The 14,999-nt window shown below is 68.4% G+C and carries 16 protein-coding genes; 2 read left to right on the top strand and 14 right to left on the bottom strand.

Annotation, left to right across the window (positions count from 1 at the left end; genetic code table 11):
* Positions 1-250: 250 nt before the first annotated feature.
* The 6 genes from ACZYY4_RS15295 to ACZYY4_RS15270 form a co-directional block, all read right to left on the bottom strand.
* Positions 251-403: a hypothetical protein gene (locus tag ACZYY4_RS15295; RefSeq protein WP_463810838.1), complete on the bottom strand. Its 153-nt coding sequence runs from the start codon at positions 401-403 to the stop codon at positions 251-253.
* A gap of 14 nt (positions 404-417) precedes the next feature.
* Positions 418-1,233 carry a polysaccharide deacetylase family protein gene (locus ACZYY4_RS15290; RefSeq protein ID WP_463810850.1) on the bottom strand — a complete coding sequence of 272 codons (816 nt, stop codon included), beginning with the start codon at positions 1,231-1,233 and terminating at the stop codon, positions 418-420.
* A gap of 53 nt (positions 1,234-1,286) precedes the next feature.
* Positions 1,287-2,594, bottom strand: a complete 1,308-nt coding sequence (locus ACZYY4_RS15285) for a PhoH family protein (RefSeq protein ID WP_463810837.1) — start codon at positions 2,592-2,594, stop codon at positions 1,287-1,289.
* Between the two features lie 201 nt (positions 2,595-2,795).
* A complete protein-coding gene (locus ACZYY4_RS15280; protein ID WP_463810836.1) occupies positions 2,796-3,623 on the bottom strand; it encodes an acyl-ACP desaturase in 828 nt (275 codons plus the stop codon).
* Positions 3,624-3,692: 69 nt separating this feature from the next.
* The gene (glyA, locus tag ACZYY4_RS15275; protein WP_463810849.1) at positions 3,693-4,967 is read right to left on the bottom strand and encodes a serine hydroxymethyltransferase; all 1,275 of its coding nucleotides are present in this window, start codon (positions 4,965-4,967) and stop codon (positions 3,693-3,695) included.
* Positions 4,968-5,013: 46 nt separating this feature from the next.
* Positions 5,014-6,219, bottom strand: a complete 1,206-nt coding sequence (locus ACZYY4_RS15270) for a DUF885 domain-containing protein (protein WP_463810835.1) — start codon at positions 6,217-6,219, stop codon at positions 5,014-5,016.
* A 45-nt stretch (positions 6,220-6,264) separates the two neighbouring features.
* On the opposite strand from ACZYY4_RS15270, the gene coaA reads away from it, so the two are divergent.
* Positions 6,265-7,203 carry a type I pantothenate kinase gene (gene coaA, locus ACZYY4_RS15265; RefSeq protein WP_463810834.1) on the top strand — a complete coding sequence of 313 codons (939 nt, stop codon included), beginning with the start codon at positions 6,265-6,267 and terminating at the stop codon, positions 7,201-7,203.
* 50 nt (positions 7,204-7,253) lie between these two features.
* Here the strand turns inward: coaA and ACZYY4_RS15260 are convergent, their stop codons facing one another.
* From ACZYY4_RS15260 to ACZYY4_RS15245, 4 genes are all read right to left on the bottom strand, one after another.
* Positions 7,254-7,835 carry a DUF732 domain-containing protein gene (locus ACZYY4_RS15260; protein ID WP_463810833.1) on the bottom strand — a complete coding sequence of 194 codons (582 nt, stop codon included), beginning with the start codon at positions 7,833-7,835 and terminating at the stop codon, positions 7,254-7,256.
* 54 nt (positions 7,836-7,889) lie between these two features.
* Complete coding sequence (locus tag ACZYY4_RS15255) at positions 7,890-8,297, bottom strand: hypothetical protein (RefSeq protein ID WP_463810832.1); 408 nt, start codon at positions 8,295-8,297, stop codon at positions 7,890-7,892.
* 100 nt (positions 8,298-8,397) lie between these two features.
* On the bottom strand, positions 8,398-9,765 hold the full coding sequence (locus ACZYY4_RS15250) for a hypothetical protein (RefSeq protein ID WP_463810831.1): 1,368 nt from the start codon (positions 9,763-9,765) through the stop codon (positions 8,398-8,400).
* A gap of 5 nt (positions 9,766-9,770) precedes the next feature.
* Positions 9,771-10,589 carry a (2Z,6E)-farnesyl diphosphate synthase gene (locus ACZYY4_RS15245; protein WP_463810830.1) on the bottom strand — a complete coding sequence of 273 codons (819 nt, stop codon included), beginning with the start codon at positions 10,587-10,589 and terminating at the stop codon, positions 9,771-9,773.
* A gap of 70 nt (positions 10,590-10,659) precedes the next feature.
* On the opposite strand from ACZYY4_RS15245, the gene trhA reads away from it, so the two are divergent.
* A complete protein-coding gene (gene trhA, locus ACZYY4_RS15240) occupies positions 10,660-11,373 on the top strand; it encodes a PAQR family membrane homeostasis protein TrhA (RefSeq protein WP_463810829.1) in 714 nt (237 codons plus the stop codon).
* A gap of 7 nt (positions 11,374-11,380) precedes the next feature.
* On the opposite strand, the gene ACZYY4_RS15235 is transcribed toward trhA, so the two are convergent.
* Genes ACZYY4_RS15235 through mca form a run of 4 tightly spaced genes read right to left on the bottom strand, consistent with a single transcriptional unit; the run spans position 11,381 to position 14,918 of the window.
* On the bottom strand, positions 11,381-11,764 hold the full coding sequence (locus tag ACZYY4_RS15235; protein ID WP_463810828.1) for a nuclear transport factor 2 family protein: 384 nt from the start codon (positions 11,762-11,764) through the stop codon (positions 11,381-11,383).
* A complete protein-coding gene (locus ACZYY4_RS15230) occupies positions 11,761-13,782 on the bottom strand; it encodes a thioredoxin domain-containing protein (protein ID WP_463810827.1) in 2,022 nt (673 codons plus the stop codon). Before ACZYY4_RS15230 ends, ACZYY4_RS15235 begins: the two co-directional genes overlap by 4 nt.
* A gap of 3 nt (positions 13,783-13,785) precedes the next feature.
* A complete protein-coding gene (locus tag ACZYY4_RS15225; RefSeq protein WP_463810826.1) occupies positions 13,786-14,049 on the bottom strand; it encodes a hypothetical protein in 264 nt (87 codons plus the stop codon).
* Positions 14,046-14,918 (bottom strand): mycothiol conjugate amidase Mca, encoded by an 873-nt coding sequence (gene mca / locus ACZYY4_RS15220; protein ID WP_463810825.1) that lies wholly within the window; start codon positions 14,916-14,918, stop codon positions 14,046-14,048. Before mca ends, ACZYY4_RS15225 begins: the two co-directional genes overlap by 4 nt.
* Between the last annotated feature and the right edge of the window lie 81 nt (positions 14,919-14,999).

The following is a 14,999-nucleotide window of genomic DNA, read 5'->3' as shown; positions in this document are numbered from 1 at the left end:
TCTACAACACCATCCGACCCCACCAGGCCCTCGACGACCGCACCCCCAAACAGGCCTACCTGACCACAACTCACCACCAAACCCTGCCAACTTCTTGACTCAAGACATGAACCTGGTGACACGCGCCGACTCTCATCTCACAGGACATCGGTGACGGTTCTGGTGGTGACACTTCTGACCGGAGGCTCAAGCGGTGGCTGTGAATGAACCCATCGCCCGCGGGCAGAACTGTCACCGATGTCTTGAGACATCACACGACAAGGTTGCGCTGCGCACCCTCGAAGTCGCTGATGTGACTGAACGGCAGCGCGTCAAGCACTTGAGAGTTGGCGGCCTTGGGCCGCGGCGGTGACGCCGACGGCTGCGAAACGACCGAAAACGCACGCCTGGTGAAATCAGTCATGCGTCCGGATTCTGTCACGCGCCGTTGTTCGGTCCTCCCGAATTCGCCCCGGCGATGTCGGTGATCGGGATGTTCGGCATCGGCGGCGGAGACGGTGTCGCCGGCAGCCCAGGGATGTCCGCGGCCGGGACGTCATGCAGGTCGTTGACCTGCGGGCCGTTGTCGCGTCCTCCGTAGACGCTGCCCGGTGCGCGGGGCCCGAGCATCTGGCTGACCGTAACCATGTGGTAGCCATTGGCTTTGAGCACTGGCAGGAACTGGTACACCAGATCGACGGTGGATGAGTAGGTGTCGTGGAACAGCACCACGGAGCCCGGCTTGATCTGAGTCATCAGCATGTAGCGGGTGGCGGCGGTGTCGGCGTCGTTGATCCAATCGAACGGGATGACGTCCCACAGGATCGCGGCGAGACCGAACTTGGCGGCCTGCTGATTCACCGCGTCGTCGGTGAGCCCACCGGGCGGACGCCACAGCGTCGGCGTCACCCCGGTGGCCGACCGGATCGCATCGGTGGCCTTCGAGAACTGCGCGGACACATCGGCAGCGGGGATCGCGGTCATGTCCGGGTGTTCCCAAGTGTGACTGCCGATCTCCATCCCGGCTTCGGCGATCCGCTTGGCGCGTACCGGGTCGGCCGCCACCTTGTTGCCGATCAGAAAGAAGGTGGAGCGCGCGTCGGCGTCGTTCAAGACCCGCAACAGGCGGTCGGTGTAGGGCGAAGGCCCGTCGTCGAACGTCAGCGCCACACACTTGACCACGGCGCAGTCGACCGGCTCAGCAGCCGCCTCATGTACGTGGCTCGTGCAGGCGCCGAGCACCGCAACGGCCATCGCAACGACACCGGCATGCCAGGGTTTTGCCACCCTGGCAGCCTACCGGGGGCTCAACACAGATCGGGGCCGCTGATCTCCTCGAGCATCTCGGTGACCAGCGCGGCGATCGGCGAACGCTCACTGCGCAGCAGCGTGATGTGGGCGAACAACGGGTGGCCCTTGAGCTTCTCGATCACCGCGGCGATGCCGTCGTGCCGGCCGACCCGCAGGTTGTCGCGCTGGGCGACGTCATGGGTGAGCACCACCCGCGACCCGGTGCCCAGCCGCGACAGCACCGTCAGCAGCACGTTGCGCTCCAGCGACTGAGCTTCGTCGACGATCACGAACGAGTCGTGCAGCGACCGACCGCGGATGTGGGTCAGCGGCAGCACCTCGAGCATGCCGCGGGACAGCACCTCTTCGAGCACCGCCGGACTGGCCAGACCCTCCAGGGTGTCGAACACCGCCTGCGCCCACGGGCCCATCTTCTCGTTCTCGCTGCCCGGCAGGTAACCGAGTTCCTGACCGCCGACGGCGTACAGCGGGCGGAACACCACCACCTTGCGCTGGGTTCGCCGCTCCAAGACCGCTTCCAGGCCCGCGCACAGCGCCAGCGCGGACTTCCCGGTGCCGGCCTTACCGCCCAGCGAGACAATGCCCACCGATTCGTCGAGCAGCAGATCCAGCGCCACCCGCTGCTCGGCGGAGCGCCCGCGAAGGCCGAACGCCTCCCGGTCACCCCTGACCAGCTGCACCCGCTTGGCCGCGTTGACTCGGCCCAACGCGTGCGAGCTGCCACCGAGCAGGCGGATTCCGGTGTGGCATGGGAGATCCCGTGCAGCGGCCAGGTCGATCTCGCCCTCGTCGAACAGCGCGTCGATGTCCTCGACGGACGCCTCGACCTCGTCCATCCCGGTCCAGCCGGAGACGATGACGTCCTGGGCGTGGTACTCATCGGCGGCCAGGCCGAGCGCGGCGGCCTTGACCCGCAGCGGAATGTCCTTGCTCACCAACGTGACTCGACGACCCTCGGCTGCCAGGTTGGCGGCGCAGGTCAGGATCCGGGAGTCGTTGCTGTCGGTGCGGAATCCGGTCGGCAACACCGCGGGATCGCTGTGGTTGAGCTCGACATGCAGCCTACCGCCTTGTTTCCCAACGGGAATGGGCTGATCAAGACGTCCGTGCTCCAACCTCATGTCGTCGAAGATGCGCAGCGCCTGGCGCGCGAACCAGCCGAGCTCGTGATGGTGGCGTTTCGCCTCCAGCTCGCTGATCACCACCAGCGGGACGACGACCTCGTGTTCGGCGAAGCGGGCGCAGGCCCACGGGTCCGACAACAGCACAGAGGTGTCGAGCACATACGTCCGGATTTCAGGCACTGAGCGCTCCAGCGGGTGAGGGCACGCGCGACCCCGCGCGAGCAATTCGACGGGGAGACGCAGCACCAGGACCAGGACCAGGGCCGGTCCTATCGTGTACACGACCGGTGGTGCCGCCTAGACAGCGAAGCGTGTGGCTAGCCATCGATTGCGACGGTACCCCCGTCGGCGCGGGCGCGCTGCGCAGGCGCGCCGGAGTTTTCAGCCGATGACGAACGGCTTCAGATCAGGGTGCGCGGCCAGGCCCCAGGCGCTGATCCGGTCGGAGATCACCCGGCGCAAATGGTCGGGCCCGAAGATGCCGGACTCGGCGATTCCGGCCTGCCGGTCGGCATAGGCATCGATGTCGGCGCCGACGACTTTCAGCTCGGCGGCCCGCGCAGCGATGGCGGCCACCGTCTCCTCGGGAACGTAGTCGAGGCAGTGCGCGATCAGGTTGGCGAAGAACTCCTCGTGGCGTTCCTCGTCGCCGGCGATCCGCCCGATCAAGCCCTTGAGCACCGGCTCGTCGGTCTTGTCGGCCAGGTTGCGGCAGAACTCGGCGCACGCACGCTCATAGAAGGCCATGAACACCAGGGTCTCGACCTGGCTGTAGCGATCAGCGCGGTAACCCTTCTGCACATGCTCCATACGAACGCGCTCATTGGCGTCCGGGTCGATCTCCCGGGTCACAATCAGGTACTCGCGCAGCGTGATGGCGTGCAGGTGCTCTTCGGCGGTCCATCGACCGATCCAGCGCCCCCACTTGTCCTCGAGGATGAAGTGCTCGACCAGTTCGCGGTGGTAGCCGGCCAGGCTGTCCTTCTCGATGAGCAGGATCTCGCACGCGTCGGTGATCACCTTGGGCAGGCTGACCTGCGATGGGTCCCAGTCCTTCCCGCCGAGGAAGGCGAAGTTCTCGCCCTGCTCGAACGGCACGAAGTCGTGCGCGTACCACGGATCCACGGTGTCGATGTGGCGAACCATGTTCGCGGCGACCACCGGCTCCAGCTCACGGATCAGTGCATTAGCAACGGGACGTTCGGCCATGAAAGTAACTGTAACCCAAATTCACACTATCTTGTCAACTCGGGCGCGGCGTGTCACTGCGTCCGAGCCTCAGGCGAGCTTCCAGTCCTCCAGGCCGTCATAGAGCGGAAAGTCCTGCGCCAGCTTCGCCACCCGGGCGCGCAGCGCCGGTACGTCGGCTGCCGAACCCGCGGCCAGCGCGGTGGCAATGACATCGGCGACCTCGGTGAACTCGGCATCGCCGAAGCCGCGGGCCGCAAGCGCCGGGGTGCCCACCCGCAGCCCGGAGGTGACCATCGGCGGCCGCGGGTCGTTGGGGACGGCGTTGCGATTGACGGTGATACCAACCTCGTGCAGCAGGTCCTCGGCCATCTGACCGTCCAGCGGCGAGTCCCGCAGATCCACCAGCACCAGATGTACGTCGGTGCCCCGGCTGACCACTGAGACGCCGGCCTTGGCGACATCGGCGGCCAGCAAGCGCTCGGCGATGATCTTGGCCCCCGAGAGCACCCGCTGTTGACGTTCGGCGAATTCGGGCGTGCCGGCGATCTTCAGCGCGACGGCCTTGGCGGCGATGACGTGCATCAGCGGGCCGCCCTGCTGACCCGGGAAGACCGCCGAGTTGATCTGCTTGGCGAACTCCTTCTTGCCGACGATCAGCCCGGACCGCGGGCCGCCGAGGGTCTTGTGCACGGTGGTCGACACCACCTGGGCGTGTGGCACCGGCGACGGGTGCAGACCGGCGGCCACCAGCCCGGCGAAATGCGCCATGTCCACCCACAGCGTCGCGTCGACCTCGGCCGCGATCGCGGCGAAGGCTGCGAAGTCGATGATCCGCGGGTAGGCCGACCAGCCGGCGATGATCACCTTCGGCTTGAACTCCAGCGCCTGAGAGCGCACGACGTCCATGTCGATGCGATGGGTGACCGGGTCGACGCCGTAGAAGGCGTTCTCGTAGAGCTTGCCGGAGAAATTCAGCCGCATGCCGTGGGTCAGGTGTCCCCCGTTGGCCAGATCCAGGCCCAGCAGCCGGTCACCGGGCTCCATCAGCGCCTGCAGCACCGCGGCGTTCGCCTGGGCGCCGGAGTGCGGCTGGACATTGGCGAACTCGGCGCCGAACAGCTCCTTGGCACGGTCGCGGGCGATGTTCTCCACCACGTCCACATGCTCACAACCGCCGTAGTAGCGCCGGCCCGGCAGCCCCTCGGCGTACTTGTTGGTCAACACGCTGCCCTGTGCCTGCAGCACTGCCCGCGGCACGAAGTTCTCCGAGGCGATCATCTCCAGGGTGTCGCGCTGGCGTCCCAGTTCCTTGCCGAGCAGCTCGGCGATATCGGGGTCGAGCTCGGCCAGCGGGGTCGACATCGTGGAGGCGGGGCGGGTGTGGGGTGCGGCAGTCACGCCGGTCAGTCTATAGAGCCAGCTCGGCCCGCAGCGACGACGGGATCAGCGGTTCGTCGAGCAGCCGACCGAACCGCTCGGTGAGGTTCACGCCGTCCGGGCGGGCGTCCAGCCAGGCGCGCAGCAGCCGGTAGCCCTCCACGTAGGTCGAGGTGTAGGCCCGCCACAGCGGCGACGACAGGAACCGCAGCGTCTGCCGGGCCCGATCCTCGGGCACCAACAGCCAGCGGCGCAGATAGTCGGCCACCTCGTCGGAGTCTCGGTGCTCGTCGTGCAGCATCAGCGCCGCATCCTGCCGCACGTCGGCCAGGCTCGCCGCGGCCTCCGACACCGCTTCGGCCCGTTCGCCGTCGAAGCGCAGTCCCAGGTCGGCGTAGATCTCGGCGGCCCAGGCGCCCCACCCGGGTCCGACCGCGGCATACAGCGCCAGGTCGGCCAGGCCCTCGGCCATCAGACATTGCGGAGTGTTGACCAGAAAAATGGTCTGCTCGGCCTGGCCCAGTCGCGCGACCAGCCCGGCCTCCTTGCGGCAGTGCTCGGTGTGATGGCCCGGGTAGGACTCATGTGCCACCAGCCTCGGCAGATTCGACATCAGCTGTTTCAGGTCGGCGTTGACGGCCACCGTGGAGCGGTAGTCGCCGCGGTAGTAGTTGAATCCCGACCAGGGCTTGTCGGTGACGACCTCGTAGGTGATGGTCTCGGTCTCCGGCAGCGGGAAGTGCGCGCGCACCCGGTCGCGCAGCGCCGAGGAGAACGCGTGGATGGCCACTTCCAGCCGCTCCGGCGGTATCTCCTCGGCCCGGCGGTGCGCGGCCATCCGGTCGGCCAGCGGCCCGGTCCCGCCCAATGCTTCGTCGAGCCGGGCGTGCGCCTGCCGGTAGCGGTCGGGGTCGCCCTTGGCGATGTCGACATCGAAGTAGTCGCGGACCTCGTCGACGAAACCGACCTGTTCCCCGGCGAATTTGCGTCCGGCGCACGCCAGCGCCCGCAGGTGCACCCGCAGATAGTCGGCCCGCGCCGCCTCGAGTCCGGCCGGCAATGCCGCGAGCAACTTCTCGGCCTGGTGGGCCAGTGCGGCAGGGTCGGGCTTCGGCTCGTTCTCGACACGTCGTTGCAGCGCCGGATCACCGGTGAACGCGTCGACATAACCTGCCTCGATCCGGTCGAAGCGCAGACCGAGCAGCAGGTATTCACGGATCAAATCGTCGGGCTCCATACCCGATCAGGCTAACCGCCGCGGCTCCTGCAAGACTGTACGGTCATGCGGCGGCTTAGCGAGCCGAGTCCCTATGTGGAGTTCGACCGACGTCAGTGGCGGACGCTGCGTATGTCGACCCCGATGCCGCTGACCGCGGACGAAGTCGTGGCGCTGCGCGGGCTCGGCGAGCAGGTCGACCTGCTCGAGGTCGAAGAGGTCTACCTGCCGCTGGCCCGACTCCTACACCTGCAGGTCGCCGCTCGTCAGCAGCTCTTCGCCGCCACCGCGGAGTTCCTCGGTGAGAACGATCAGAGCCCGGACCGGCCGGTGCCGTTCATCATCGGCGTGGCCGGCAGCGTGGCGGTCGGCAAGTCGACGACGGCCCGCGTGCTGCAGGCGCTGTTGGCTCGCTGGGGCCACCACCCCCGGGTGGACCTGGTCACCACCGACGGATTCCTCTACCCCAACCAGGAGTTGGAACGCCGGAACCTGATGCACCGCAAAGGATTTCCGGAGAGCTATAACCGCCGGGCGCTGATGCGTTTCGTCACCTCGGTGAAGTCCGGCGCCGACTACGCGTGCGCGCCGGTGTACTCACACCTGAGCTACGACATCGTCGCCGGCGCCAAACAGGTGGTGCGCCACCCCGACATCTTGATCCTCGAGGGTCTCAACGTTTTGCAGACCGGGCCGACGCTGATGGTCTCGGACCTGTTCGACTTCTCGCTGTACGTCGACGCCCGGGTGGAAGACATCGAGCACTGGTACGTCTCGCGGTTCCTGGCGATGCGCTCCACCTCGTTCGCCGATCCGGAGTCGCACTTCCACCACTACTCAGGACTCAACGACCAGCAGGCGGTGATCGCCGCGCGCGACATCTGGCGCTCCATCAACCGGCCCAACCTGGTCGAGAACATCCTGCCCACCCGGCCGCGGGCCACCCTGGTGCTGCGCAAGGATGCCGATCACTCCATCAACCGGCTGCGGTTGCGCAAGCTCTAGCGGCGATCGCAAGCGCGGCGGAGCCGGGCGAAGCGGGTCGCCGCCAAGCTCTAAGGCTGCGTTGCGGTACCCGGCTGCGGGGATCCCGGCGGCGCCGGCTCGGGCGCCGGAGGCGGGAACTCAGGGGGCGGCGGGAACCCGGGCGGCGGCGGCGGGAACTCAGGAGGCGGCGGGAACCCGGGCGGCGGCGGCGGCGGGAACTCGGGCGGCGGCGGGAACCCAGGGGGCGGCGGAAACTCTGGAGCACCCGGGGGCGGCAGGTCAGGAGCGCCCGGCGGCGGAGGCTCGGGGGCGCCCGGCGGCGGCGTCACCGGCGTGGGCTTCGGGGTGGCGGCGGCCAAGGTCTCCGGGCACATCTCATTCTGTGCCGCGTCGACCACGACCTTGGGAATGCCGTCGGCGATCGACTTGCCGAACCGGTCCTTGGCCGGACGGCCCCGCCGAAGGTTCTGGCAGATGATCTCGCCGAATTTCACCGCCCCGGAGGACGAGTTGAGCCCGGGGGTGTTCTGGTACTTGAATCCGTGCGACTCGAGGTAACCGAGGTAGCTCTTCTCGTCGGCCTGTGCCGGCGCGACGGCGAATATCAGGGTTCCGGGGATCAGGGTCATCGCCGCCAGCCGCCACATCATGGGAGAGAACTGTAGACGGTGGCGGCCGGGGCGACGCGCTCCACTGGCCGCAAGTCAGGGCAGGCGGCGCAGTCCGCGGTACTGCGCGTAGGCGAAGGACGCGGTGTAGACGGCGCTCGCCAGCACCGCCGCGACGCCGAACCCGGTCAACGGCAGTACGCCGGCTTCGACCACTGCGACAGCGGCCACGGTGCACACCACATTGGCGGTGATCACGCCGATACCGGCTCGACGCAGGTCCGGCAGCGCGGACAGGAAGTAGACGGTGACGCCGTAGAGGACGCAGAAGGCGGCCAGGGCGTACTCGTGCGCGGCGGTCAAGCCTTCCAGCGCCGCCATCGGGCGGGCGGCGATCACGCCGGCCAGACCGACGGTTCCGACGATGACAGCGTCGGCGCGCAGCGCGAAGCGCAACAGTGAGTCAGTCGAGTCGGACAGGACCCGAGTGGTGATGGCGGTCATGGTGAGCTCCCTTCGAGAGTCGACTACGAACGCCCCCGACGTTTCTCGCTGCCCGCTGCCACATCGACCCGCGACGCTGCCAAGCACTGCCAACCGCAGGTCAAAGCCCCGGCGACACCGTCGCCCAGCCGCGCAGGTCGGCGGCGATCACCCGAGCACCGGCGTTCTGCCAGTTGTGCAGCGAGCGCTGCGGCACCTCGGTGACCAACCATTGCCATGCCTGCCGGGCGGTCGGATCCAGCCCGGCCGCGGTGGCGTTCTGCGCGTAGGCGCGCACCCCGACCACATAGGGGAAGTACAGGGCGTTGTAGTAGCGCCACTGTTCGGTGGTGCCGAACTCGCCACCGTCGCGCGGTTTGAGCGCGGCGATACGGTCGGCCAGCAGTGCCTTGAGTTCGTTGGCCCGTTCCAGCGGCGCGTCGGGCGCACCGCGAGCGGCCAACCGCTCGTCGATGGCCGACAGCGCGGTCAGCGGGCTCGCGACGAGCTTCGACAGATCCCCGTAGTGACCCAACGCCCGTCGGGTCAGCCGAACGAAGGTCTCCTCGTCGACGTCGTCGAGGGGGCCGGTCGAGCGCAACGCCAGCGCGGCCTCGGTGTCGCGCAGCACGGCGCGGTCGGCGCGCAACGCCGGGGAGCGCCAGAACGCCAGTCGGTCCCAGAGCCGGGCCAGCAGGTCGACGAAGACCTGAACCTCGATCGCGATCGCGATCGTGGTGAACAGCAGCACCGTCAGCGCGGTCTGCGCGGTGGGTTCACTGCGCGTCAGCACCAGTCCGATCAGCACCTGCCCGCCCAGCAGTCCCGCCATCGCCGTGGCGGCCAGAAACGAGCGCAGCATGTCCAGCCGCAGCGCCTGGCCCTCGTCGAAGGCGTCCCAGAGCGCCACCGCCAAGCCCAGCAGCAGGACGTCGATGCCGGTGCTGGCCAGCGCGATCCCGCTGGGTATCACCCCCAGCGGGATGATCAGGATCGCATTGGCCAGCGCGAAGAACAGCGTCGCGACGATCACCACGCCGAGCACCGATCCTGGCTGCGCGGGCCGGGTCAGCGCCTTGAGCATCGCCCCCAACGTCGACAGCGAGATCACCGCGAACAGCAGCCAGTGCCCGGCACGTAGTGGGCCGTCGACGCTGCCGGCCCACGCCGCCCCGGCCAGTGCAGCGGCGGCGACCAAGCCGATGAGGAGGGTGTCGCGTCCACGGCCGGACCAGCGATCACAGGGGCGGGCCAGCTCCAGCAGCACCGCGAACCACGCCACCCCGGGCAGCACGGCCAGGTAGATCTCCAGCTTGCCGAGCAGCACCGGCTGCCACACCGAGCGCACGGCGTCGGCGGCGACCACCGCCGCGAAACCGCACAACCCGATGGCCGCATGCACCAGCACGGGCTTGCGTGGGTCGCGGGCCAGCAGGTACATCCCGAGCCACCAACTCACGGTGAAGACCAGCGCTGACAGCACAGTCATGGCCGCTACCGCCCGAATCGCCGGTGCCGCACGCTGTAGTCACGCAACGCCCGCAGGAAGTCCACCCGACGGAACGCCGGCCAGTGCGCCTCGGTGAACCACATCTCCGAATAGGCGCTCTGCCACAGCAGGAAGCCGGACAACCGCTGCTCCCCGGAGGTGCGGATCACCAAGTCGGGGTCCGGCTGTCCCGAGGTGTACAGATTCTCCGATATCCCCTCGACGCTCACGGCGTCGACGAGTTCCTCGGCGCTGGCGCCGTTGGCCAGTTCCTTGCCGAGCAGGCTGCGCACGGCGTCCACGATCTCCTGGCGGCCGCCGTAGCCGACGGCGACGTTGACATGAAGGGTGGAGCTGCCGCCGTCGGCGGTCGCCGTGCTCACTGTGCTTACGGTGCTCTCTACGGCCTCACGCAGCCGGCGGGCGGGCTCTTCGCCCAGCAGCTCGAGATCCCCGACGGTGCGCACGCTCCAGCGGTTGGCGGGTGCGCAGATCTCCTCCACCACGTCGGTGATGATCTCGATCAGCGCGGCGAGCTCCGCGGGGTCGCGCTGCAGGTTCTCCGTGGACAGCAGGTAGACGGTGGCCATCTCGATGCCGGCGTCGGCGCACCAGCGCAGCATCTCGGCGATCTTGGCCGCGCCCATCCGATAGCCGTAGCTGACGTCGTCGTAGCCGGCATCGCGCGCCCACCGCCGGTTGCCGTCACAGAGCACGGCGATGTGGCGCGGCAGCGCGGAGCGTGAAGCCGCCAGCCCCTGCCGGAGGCGCATTTCGTAGAGCCGGTACAGCGGCTCCTTCATGCGCGCCGGGATGATCGCCACAAAAACCCAGACTACTGTGATCGACAGAAGTTGCCGCGGGTCAGTCCGGGAATCCACGAGGGGAAGGTTCATGAGCACCCACGCCGACGCCATAGCCGAGCCGAACCCGGGGGATCTCCCCGCCGATCTCGGCCTTGCGCACACCAGGCCGCGGGCACGCGGTTGGATTCACCTGGTGTCGGCCATCGTGGCGGTCATCGCCGGGGCCGCCCTCATCGGGGTGACCTGGCCGCTGGCCGGACTCGAAGCCGGTTTGGCGACACTGGCCTACACCATCTCGGTGGTGGGCATGTTCGCAGTCAGCGCAACGTATCACCGGGTGACCTGGAAATCGGTCGCCACCCGAGTCCGGATGAAGCGGCTCGACCACGCGATGATCTTCATCTTCATCGCCGGCACCTACACCCCGTTCGCGCTGCTGGCGATGGACCACGGCGCCCAAGAGCGGCTGGTGATGACCATCGTGTGGGGTGGTGCGCTGGCCGGCGTGGCGCTCAAGCTGTGCTGGCCGACCGCCCCGAAGTGGGTCGGGGTGCCGCTTTATCTGCTGTTGGGCTGGGTGTCAGCGTTTTTCATCGCGACGATCATGCACAACGCCGGAATTGCGGCGATGGTGCTACTGACCGTCGGTGGCATGCTCTACAGCGTCGGCGCGATCATGTACGCGCTGAAGTGGCCGGACCCGTGGCCTCACACTTTCGGCTACCACGAGTTCTTCCACGCCTGCACCGCGGTCGCGGCCATCTGCCAATACATCGCGATCTGGTTCGCCGCGCTGTATTGAACCCGGCCTACAGCTGGGTGATGTTCTCCGCCGACCAGTACGCCTTCATCCCGGCGATCTTGCCCTCCCCGTCGAACACCATCACGTCGATCGGCTCGATGCGCATCCGGTGCTCACCGTTGGTGATGGTCAGCGCGAAGTGGAACGCCGCTTCGTTGCCGGCGACCCGCAGCGTCACCAGCTCGGACTTGCGGTCCAGTCCGGTGATGCTCGAGTAGAAATTGCGGATGGCCTGGTGACCGATGTGCACCTCGCCGCCGACCGGGTCCTCCAGGGTGGCGTCGGTCGCGTACAGCCCGACCAGGTCGTCCGCGTCGCCGCCGCCAACCAGCTCGATGTAGCGGTGGACGGTCTCAGTGATGGCCCGTGTCTTGTCGGGTGCGCTCGTCATGTGCCGCAGGTTACACCGGACACCGTATTGGGGGGCACCTCGAGAGCCACCGCCAACTCCGCCGCGCTGCTCACCGGCAGGTCGCACACCGGTCCCCGGCAGACGTAGGCGGCATCGGCGCCATCGACGCGGTCCCGCCCGATCAGCAGCTCCGAGGAGCCCGCCGCACCGCCCACGACGATCGCCCCGCCGGGTGCCAGTCGGCGCGCGTCGGCCAGCAGCGCCGAGTCCGCGCGGTCGCAGGCCACGGCGACCTGCAGCGGGCCCCGGACGTAGGCCTCGGCAATCGCCAGCCAGTGCCCCACCGAGCGTGGCGCGCGTGCCAGCAGAGCGCTGTGCGCGGCCAACGCGTCGGCGGCCGCCCGGCGGTAACGGTCGCTGCGGTCTACGTCGGCCAGGTGCGCCGCGGTCAGCAGCGCCTCGGTGACCAGTGCCGCTCCCGACGGAGTGGCCCCGTCCAGGGGATCGCTCGGGCGCAACACCAGCGCTTCGGCGTCGTCGGCGCTGTCGAACCAGCGCCCCGGCTGCGTCGGGTCGGCGAAATGCGCCAGCGCGGTGTCCAGCAGCCCGGTCGCGGCAGCCCGCCACCGCTCGTCGCCGTCCAGCTGGTAGAGGCTGAGCAGTCCGGTGGCCAGCGCGCCGTAATCCTCCAGGATCGCCGCACTGTCCCCTACCCGGCCGCCCAGGCTGGCCCGGCGCAGCCGCCCGTGCACCAAGTGCAACTCGACCAGTGCCGCCGCGCAGCCCTGCGCGGCGGCGACCAGGCTCGGATCCCCCAGCGCCACAGCGGCTTCGGTCAAAGCCGTGATCGCCATGCCGTTCCAGGCGGTGACCACCTTGTCGTCGCGTCCGGGCTGGGGGCGGGCACGGCGGGCGGCCAGCAATTGTTGCCGCACCCGGTCGAGTCGCGACGGATCGTCGGGGTAGATCGGCAATTGCAGCACCGAGGCGCCGGCTTCAAAGGTCCCGCCCACTGTGACCCCGAAAACGTCTGCCGCCCAATGCCCGTCGTCGTCGCCGAGCACGTCGGTCAGCTGTTCGGGAGTCCACACGTAGGTGGAGCCCTCCCGGCCGTCGGCGTCGGCGTCCAGCGACGAGACGAACATGCCGCCGTCGGACAGTTCGTCGAGCAGGAACCGGGCGGTCTGCGAGGTGACCCGGATGGCCAGCGGGTCACCGGTGCGCCGAGCCCAGTGCGCATAGGCCCGCAGCAGCAGCGCGTTGTCGTACAGCATCTTCTCGAAATGCGGTACCACCCAGGCATTGTCGACGCTGTAACGGGCGAAGCCACCGGCCAGCTGATCGTAGATGCCGCCCCGGGCCATCGCCGCGCCGGCACGGGCCACCGTGTCCAGCGATGTGCGGGCCGCAGTCCGTTCGTAATGGCGCAGCAGGGTTTCCAGCAGCGCCGACGGCGGGAACTTCGGCGCACCTCCGAAGCCCCCGTGTTCGGTGTCCTCGTGGCGCAACACCGCCGCCACCGCGCCATCGCAGAGCATCGCGTCGACGGGCGGGCCGTCGCCGGGCAGGCCCGCGGCCATCGAGCGCAACTCACCGGCAATCTGCTCGGAAGCGTGCTCGACCTCGTCGCGGCGCTCGCGCCAGGTAGTCACGATCGCCGAAAGCAGGTTCAGAAACGTGTCTTTCGGGTAGTAGGTGCCGCAATAGAACGGCCGGCCGTCAGGGGTCAGGAAGCAGGTCATCGGCCAGCCGCCGCGCCCGGTGAGCGCCTGGGTGGCGTTCATGTAGATCGCGTCGATGTCGGGGCGTTCCTCCCGGTCGACCTTGATGCACACGAAACCGTCGTTCATCGCTTCGGCGACGCCGAGGTCCTCGAAGGACCCGTGCGCCATCACGTGGCACCAATGGCAGGCCGCATAGCCCACCGAAAGCAGGATCGGCACGTCGCGCTCGGCGGCTTCCGCCAACGCCTCGGGCGTCCACTCCTGCCAGTGCACCGGGTTGTCGGCGTGTTGGCGCAGATACGGGCTGGTGGATTCGGCGAGACGATTTGTCACGAACTATCCCGTCTGACCCGCCGAGTCCGGTCCCGGGTCCAGCGTGCCCTCGTCGGCGGCCTGATCCACCGCCGGATCCTCCCGGTCGAACGATTCCGGCACCTTCTTGAGCTGCCGGTTCATCGACCAGACCAGCCCGAACGTGCCGAGCAGCAATAGCACGATCACCAGCAGCCCGAACGGGCTGGCCTTGCCGAAGTCCGGTCCGGTTTCCCGTGGGACCTCATCGGCCAGGATCCAAAGTGCGGTTAGCGCAGCATGATTCATCGGTCTTCCTCGATCCCGGCGAACAGGTCGGTCTCCGGCAGGGTGATCGGCACCCGAGACCGGGCCAGCTCGAACTCCTCGGTGGGCCAGAGTCGTTGCTGCCACTCGATCGGAGCGGCGAAGAAGTCGCCGTTCGGGTCGATCTGGGTGGCGTGCGCGCGGAGCGCGTCGTCGCGTTGACTGAAATACTCGGCGCATTGGATCCGGCTGGTCACCCGGTCGGCGAAGGAGTCGTGGTCAGGCAGCCAGTGCTCCAGCCACTTCGCGAACGGACCGACCTGGCCGATCTTGGCGAACTCGTCCTGCAGCAACTGCATCCGCTGGCGCAGGAACCCGTGGTTGTAGTACAGCTTCGAGACCGCCCATGCGTCGCCGGCGTCCGGGTAACGGCGGTAGTCGCCGGCGGCCTCGAAGGCGGCGATCGAGACCTGGTGGCAGCGGATGTGATCGGGGTGCGGGTAGCCGCCGTTCTCGTCGTAGGTGGTCATCACATGCGGCCGGAAATCGCGAACCACCCGCACCAGAGCCTCGGCGGACACCTCCAGGGGCACCACGGCGAAACAGTCTTCGGGCAGCGGGGGCAACGGGTCACCCTTGGGCAGCCCGGAGTCGACGAAACCCAGCCAGCGATGTTCGACGCCGAGGATCTCGGCGGCTTTGGCCATCTCGTCGCGGCGGACCTCGGCGATGTGCCCGTGGACGTCGGGCAGATCCATCGCGGGGTTGAGGATGTCGCCGCGCTCGCCGCCGGTCAGCGTCACCACCATCACCCGGTGGCCGGCGGCCGCGTAGCGGGCCAACGTCGCCGCGCCCTTGCTGGACTCGTCGTCGGGGTGCGCGTGCACCGCCATCAACCGCAGTCCGCTCATGTGCAAAGTCCCCTATAGTTCCTGTTGGTTTCCGGTCCCTATCGTTCCACCATGTGCGGCGGGCGCGGTAACCGATCCCGA

The organism is Mycobacterium sp. IDUB_21, assembly GCF_055419425.1.
Note: the sequence above shows the minus strand (reverse complement) of the source record. Positions and strands in the feature narration are given on the sequence as shown.

Coding starts and splice junctions, on each gene's coding strand:
- ACZYY4_RS15255 (WP_463810832.1), bottom strand. CDS start 8,297: ATGACCGCCATCACCACTCGGGTCCTGTCCGACTCGACTGACTCACTG.
- mca (WP_463810825.1), bottom strand. CDS start 14,918: ATGAGCGGACTGCGGTTGATGGCGGTGCACGCGCACCCCGACGACGAG.
- ACZYY4_RS15270 (WP_463810835.1), bottom strand. CDS start 6,219: ATGGAGCCCGACGATTTGATCCGTGAATACCTGCTGCTCGGTCTGCGC.
- ACZYY4_RS15250 (WP_463810831.1), bottom strand. CDS start 9,765: ATGACTGTGCTGTCAGCGCTGGTCTTCACCGTGAGTTGGTGGCTCGGG.
- glyA (WP_463810849.1), bottom strand. CDS start 4,967: ATGTCGACCCCGCTGGCCGAGCTCGACCCCGATATCGCCGAGCTGCTC.
- ACZYY4_RS15225 (WP_463810826.1), bottom strand. CDS start 14,049: ATGAATCATGCTGCGCTAACCGCACTTTGGATCCTGGCCGATGAGGTC.
- ACZYY4_RS15280 (WP_463810836.1), bottom strand. CDS start 3,623: ATGGCCGAACGTCCCGTTGCTAATGCACTGATCCGTGAGCTGGAGCCG.
- ACZYY4_RS15290 (WP_463810850.1), bottom strand. CDS start 1,233: ATGGCCGTTGCGGTGCTCGGCGCCTGCACGAGCCACGTACATGAGGCG.
- coaA (WP_463810834.1), top strand. CDS start 6,265: ATGCGGCGGCTTAGCGAGCCGAGTCCCTATGTGGAGTTCGACCGACGT.
- ACZYY4_RS15260 (WP_463810833.1), bottom strand. CDS start 7,835: ATGATGTGGCGGCTGGCGGCGATGACCCTGATCCCCGGAACCCTGATA.
- ACZYY4_RS15295 (WP_463810838.1), bottom strand. CDS start 403: ATGACTGATTTCACCAGGCGTGCGTTTTCGGTCGTTTCGCAGCCGTCG.
- trhA (WP_463810829.1), top strand. CDS start 10,660: ATGAGCACCCACGCCGACGCCATAGCCGAGCCGAACCCGGGGGATCTC.
- ACZYY4_RS15235 (WP_463810828.1), bottom strand. CDS start 11,764: ATGACGAGCGCACCCGACAAGACACGGGCCATCACTGAGACCGTCCAC.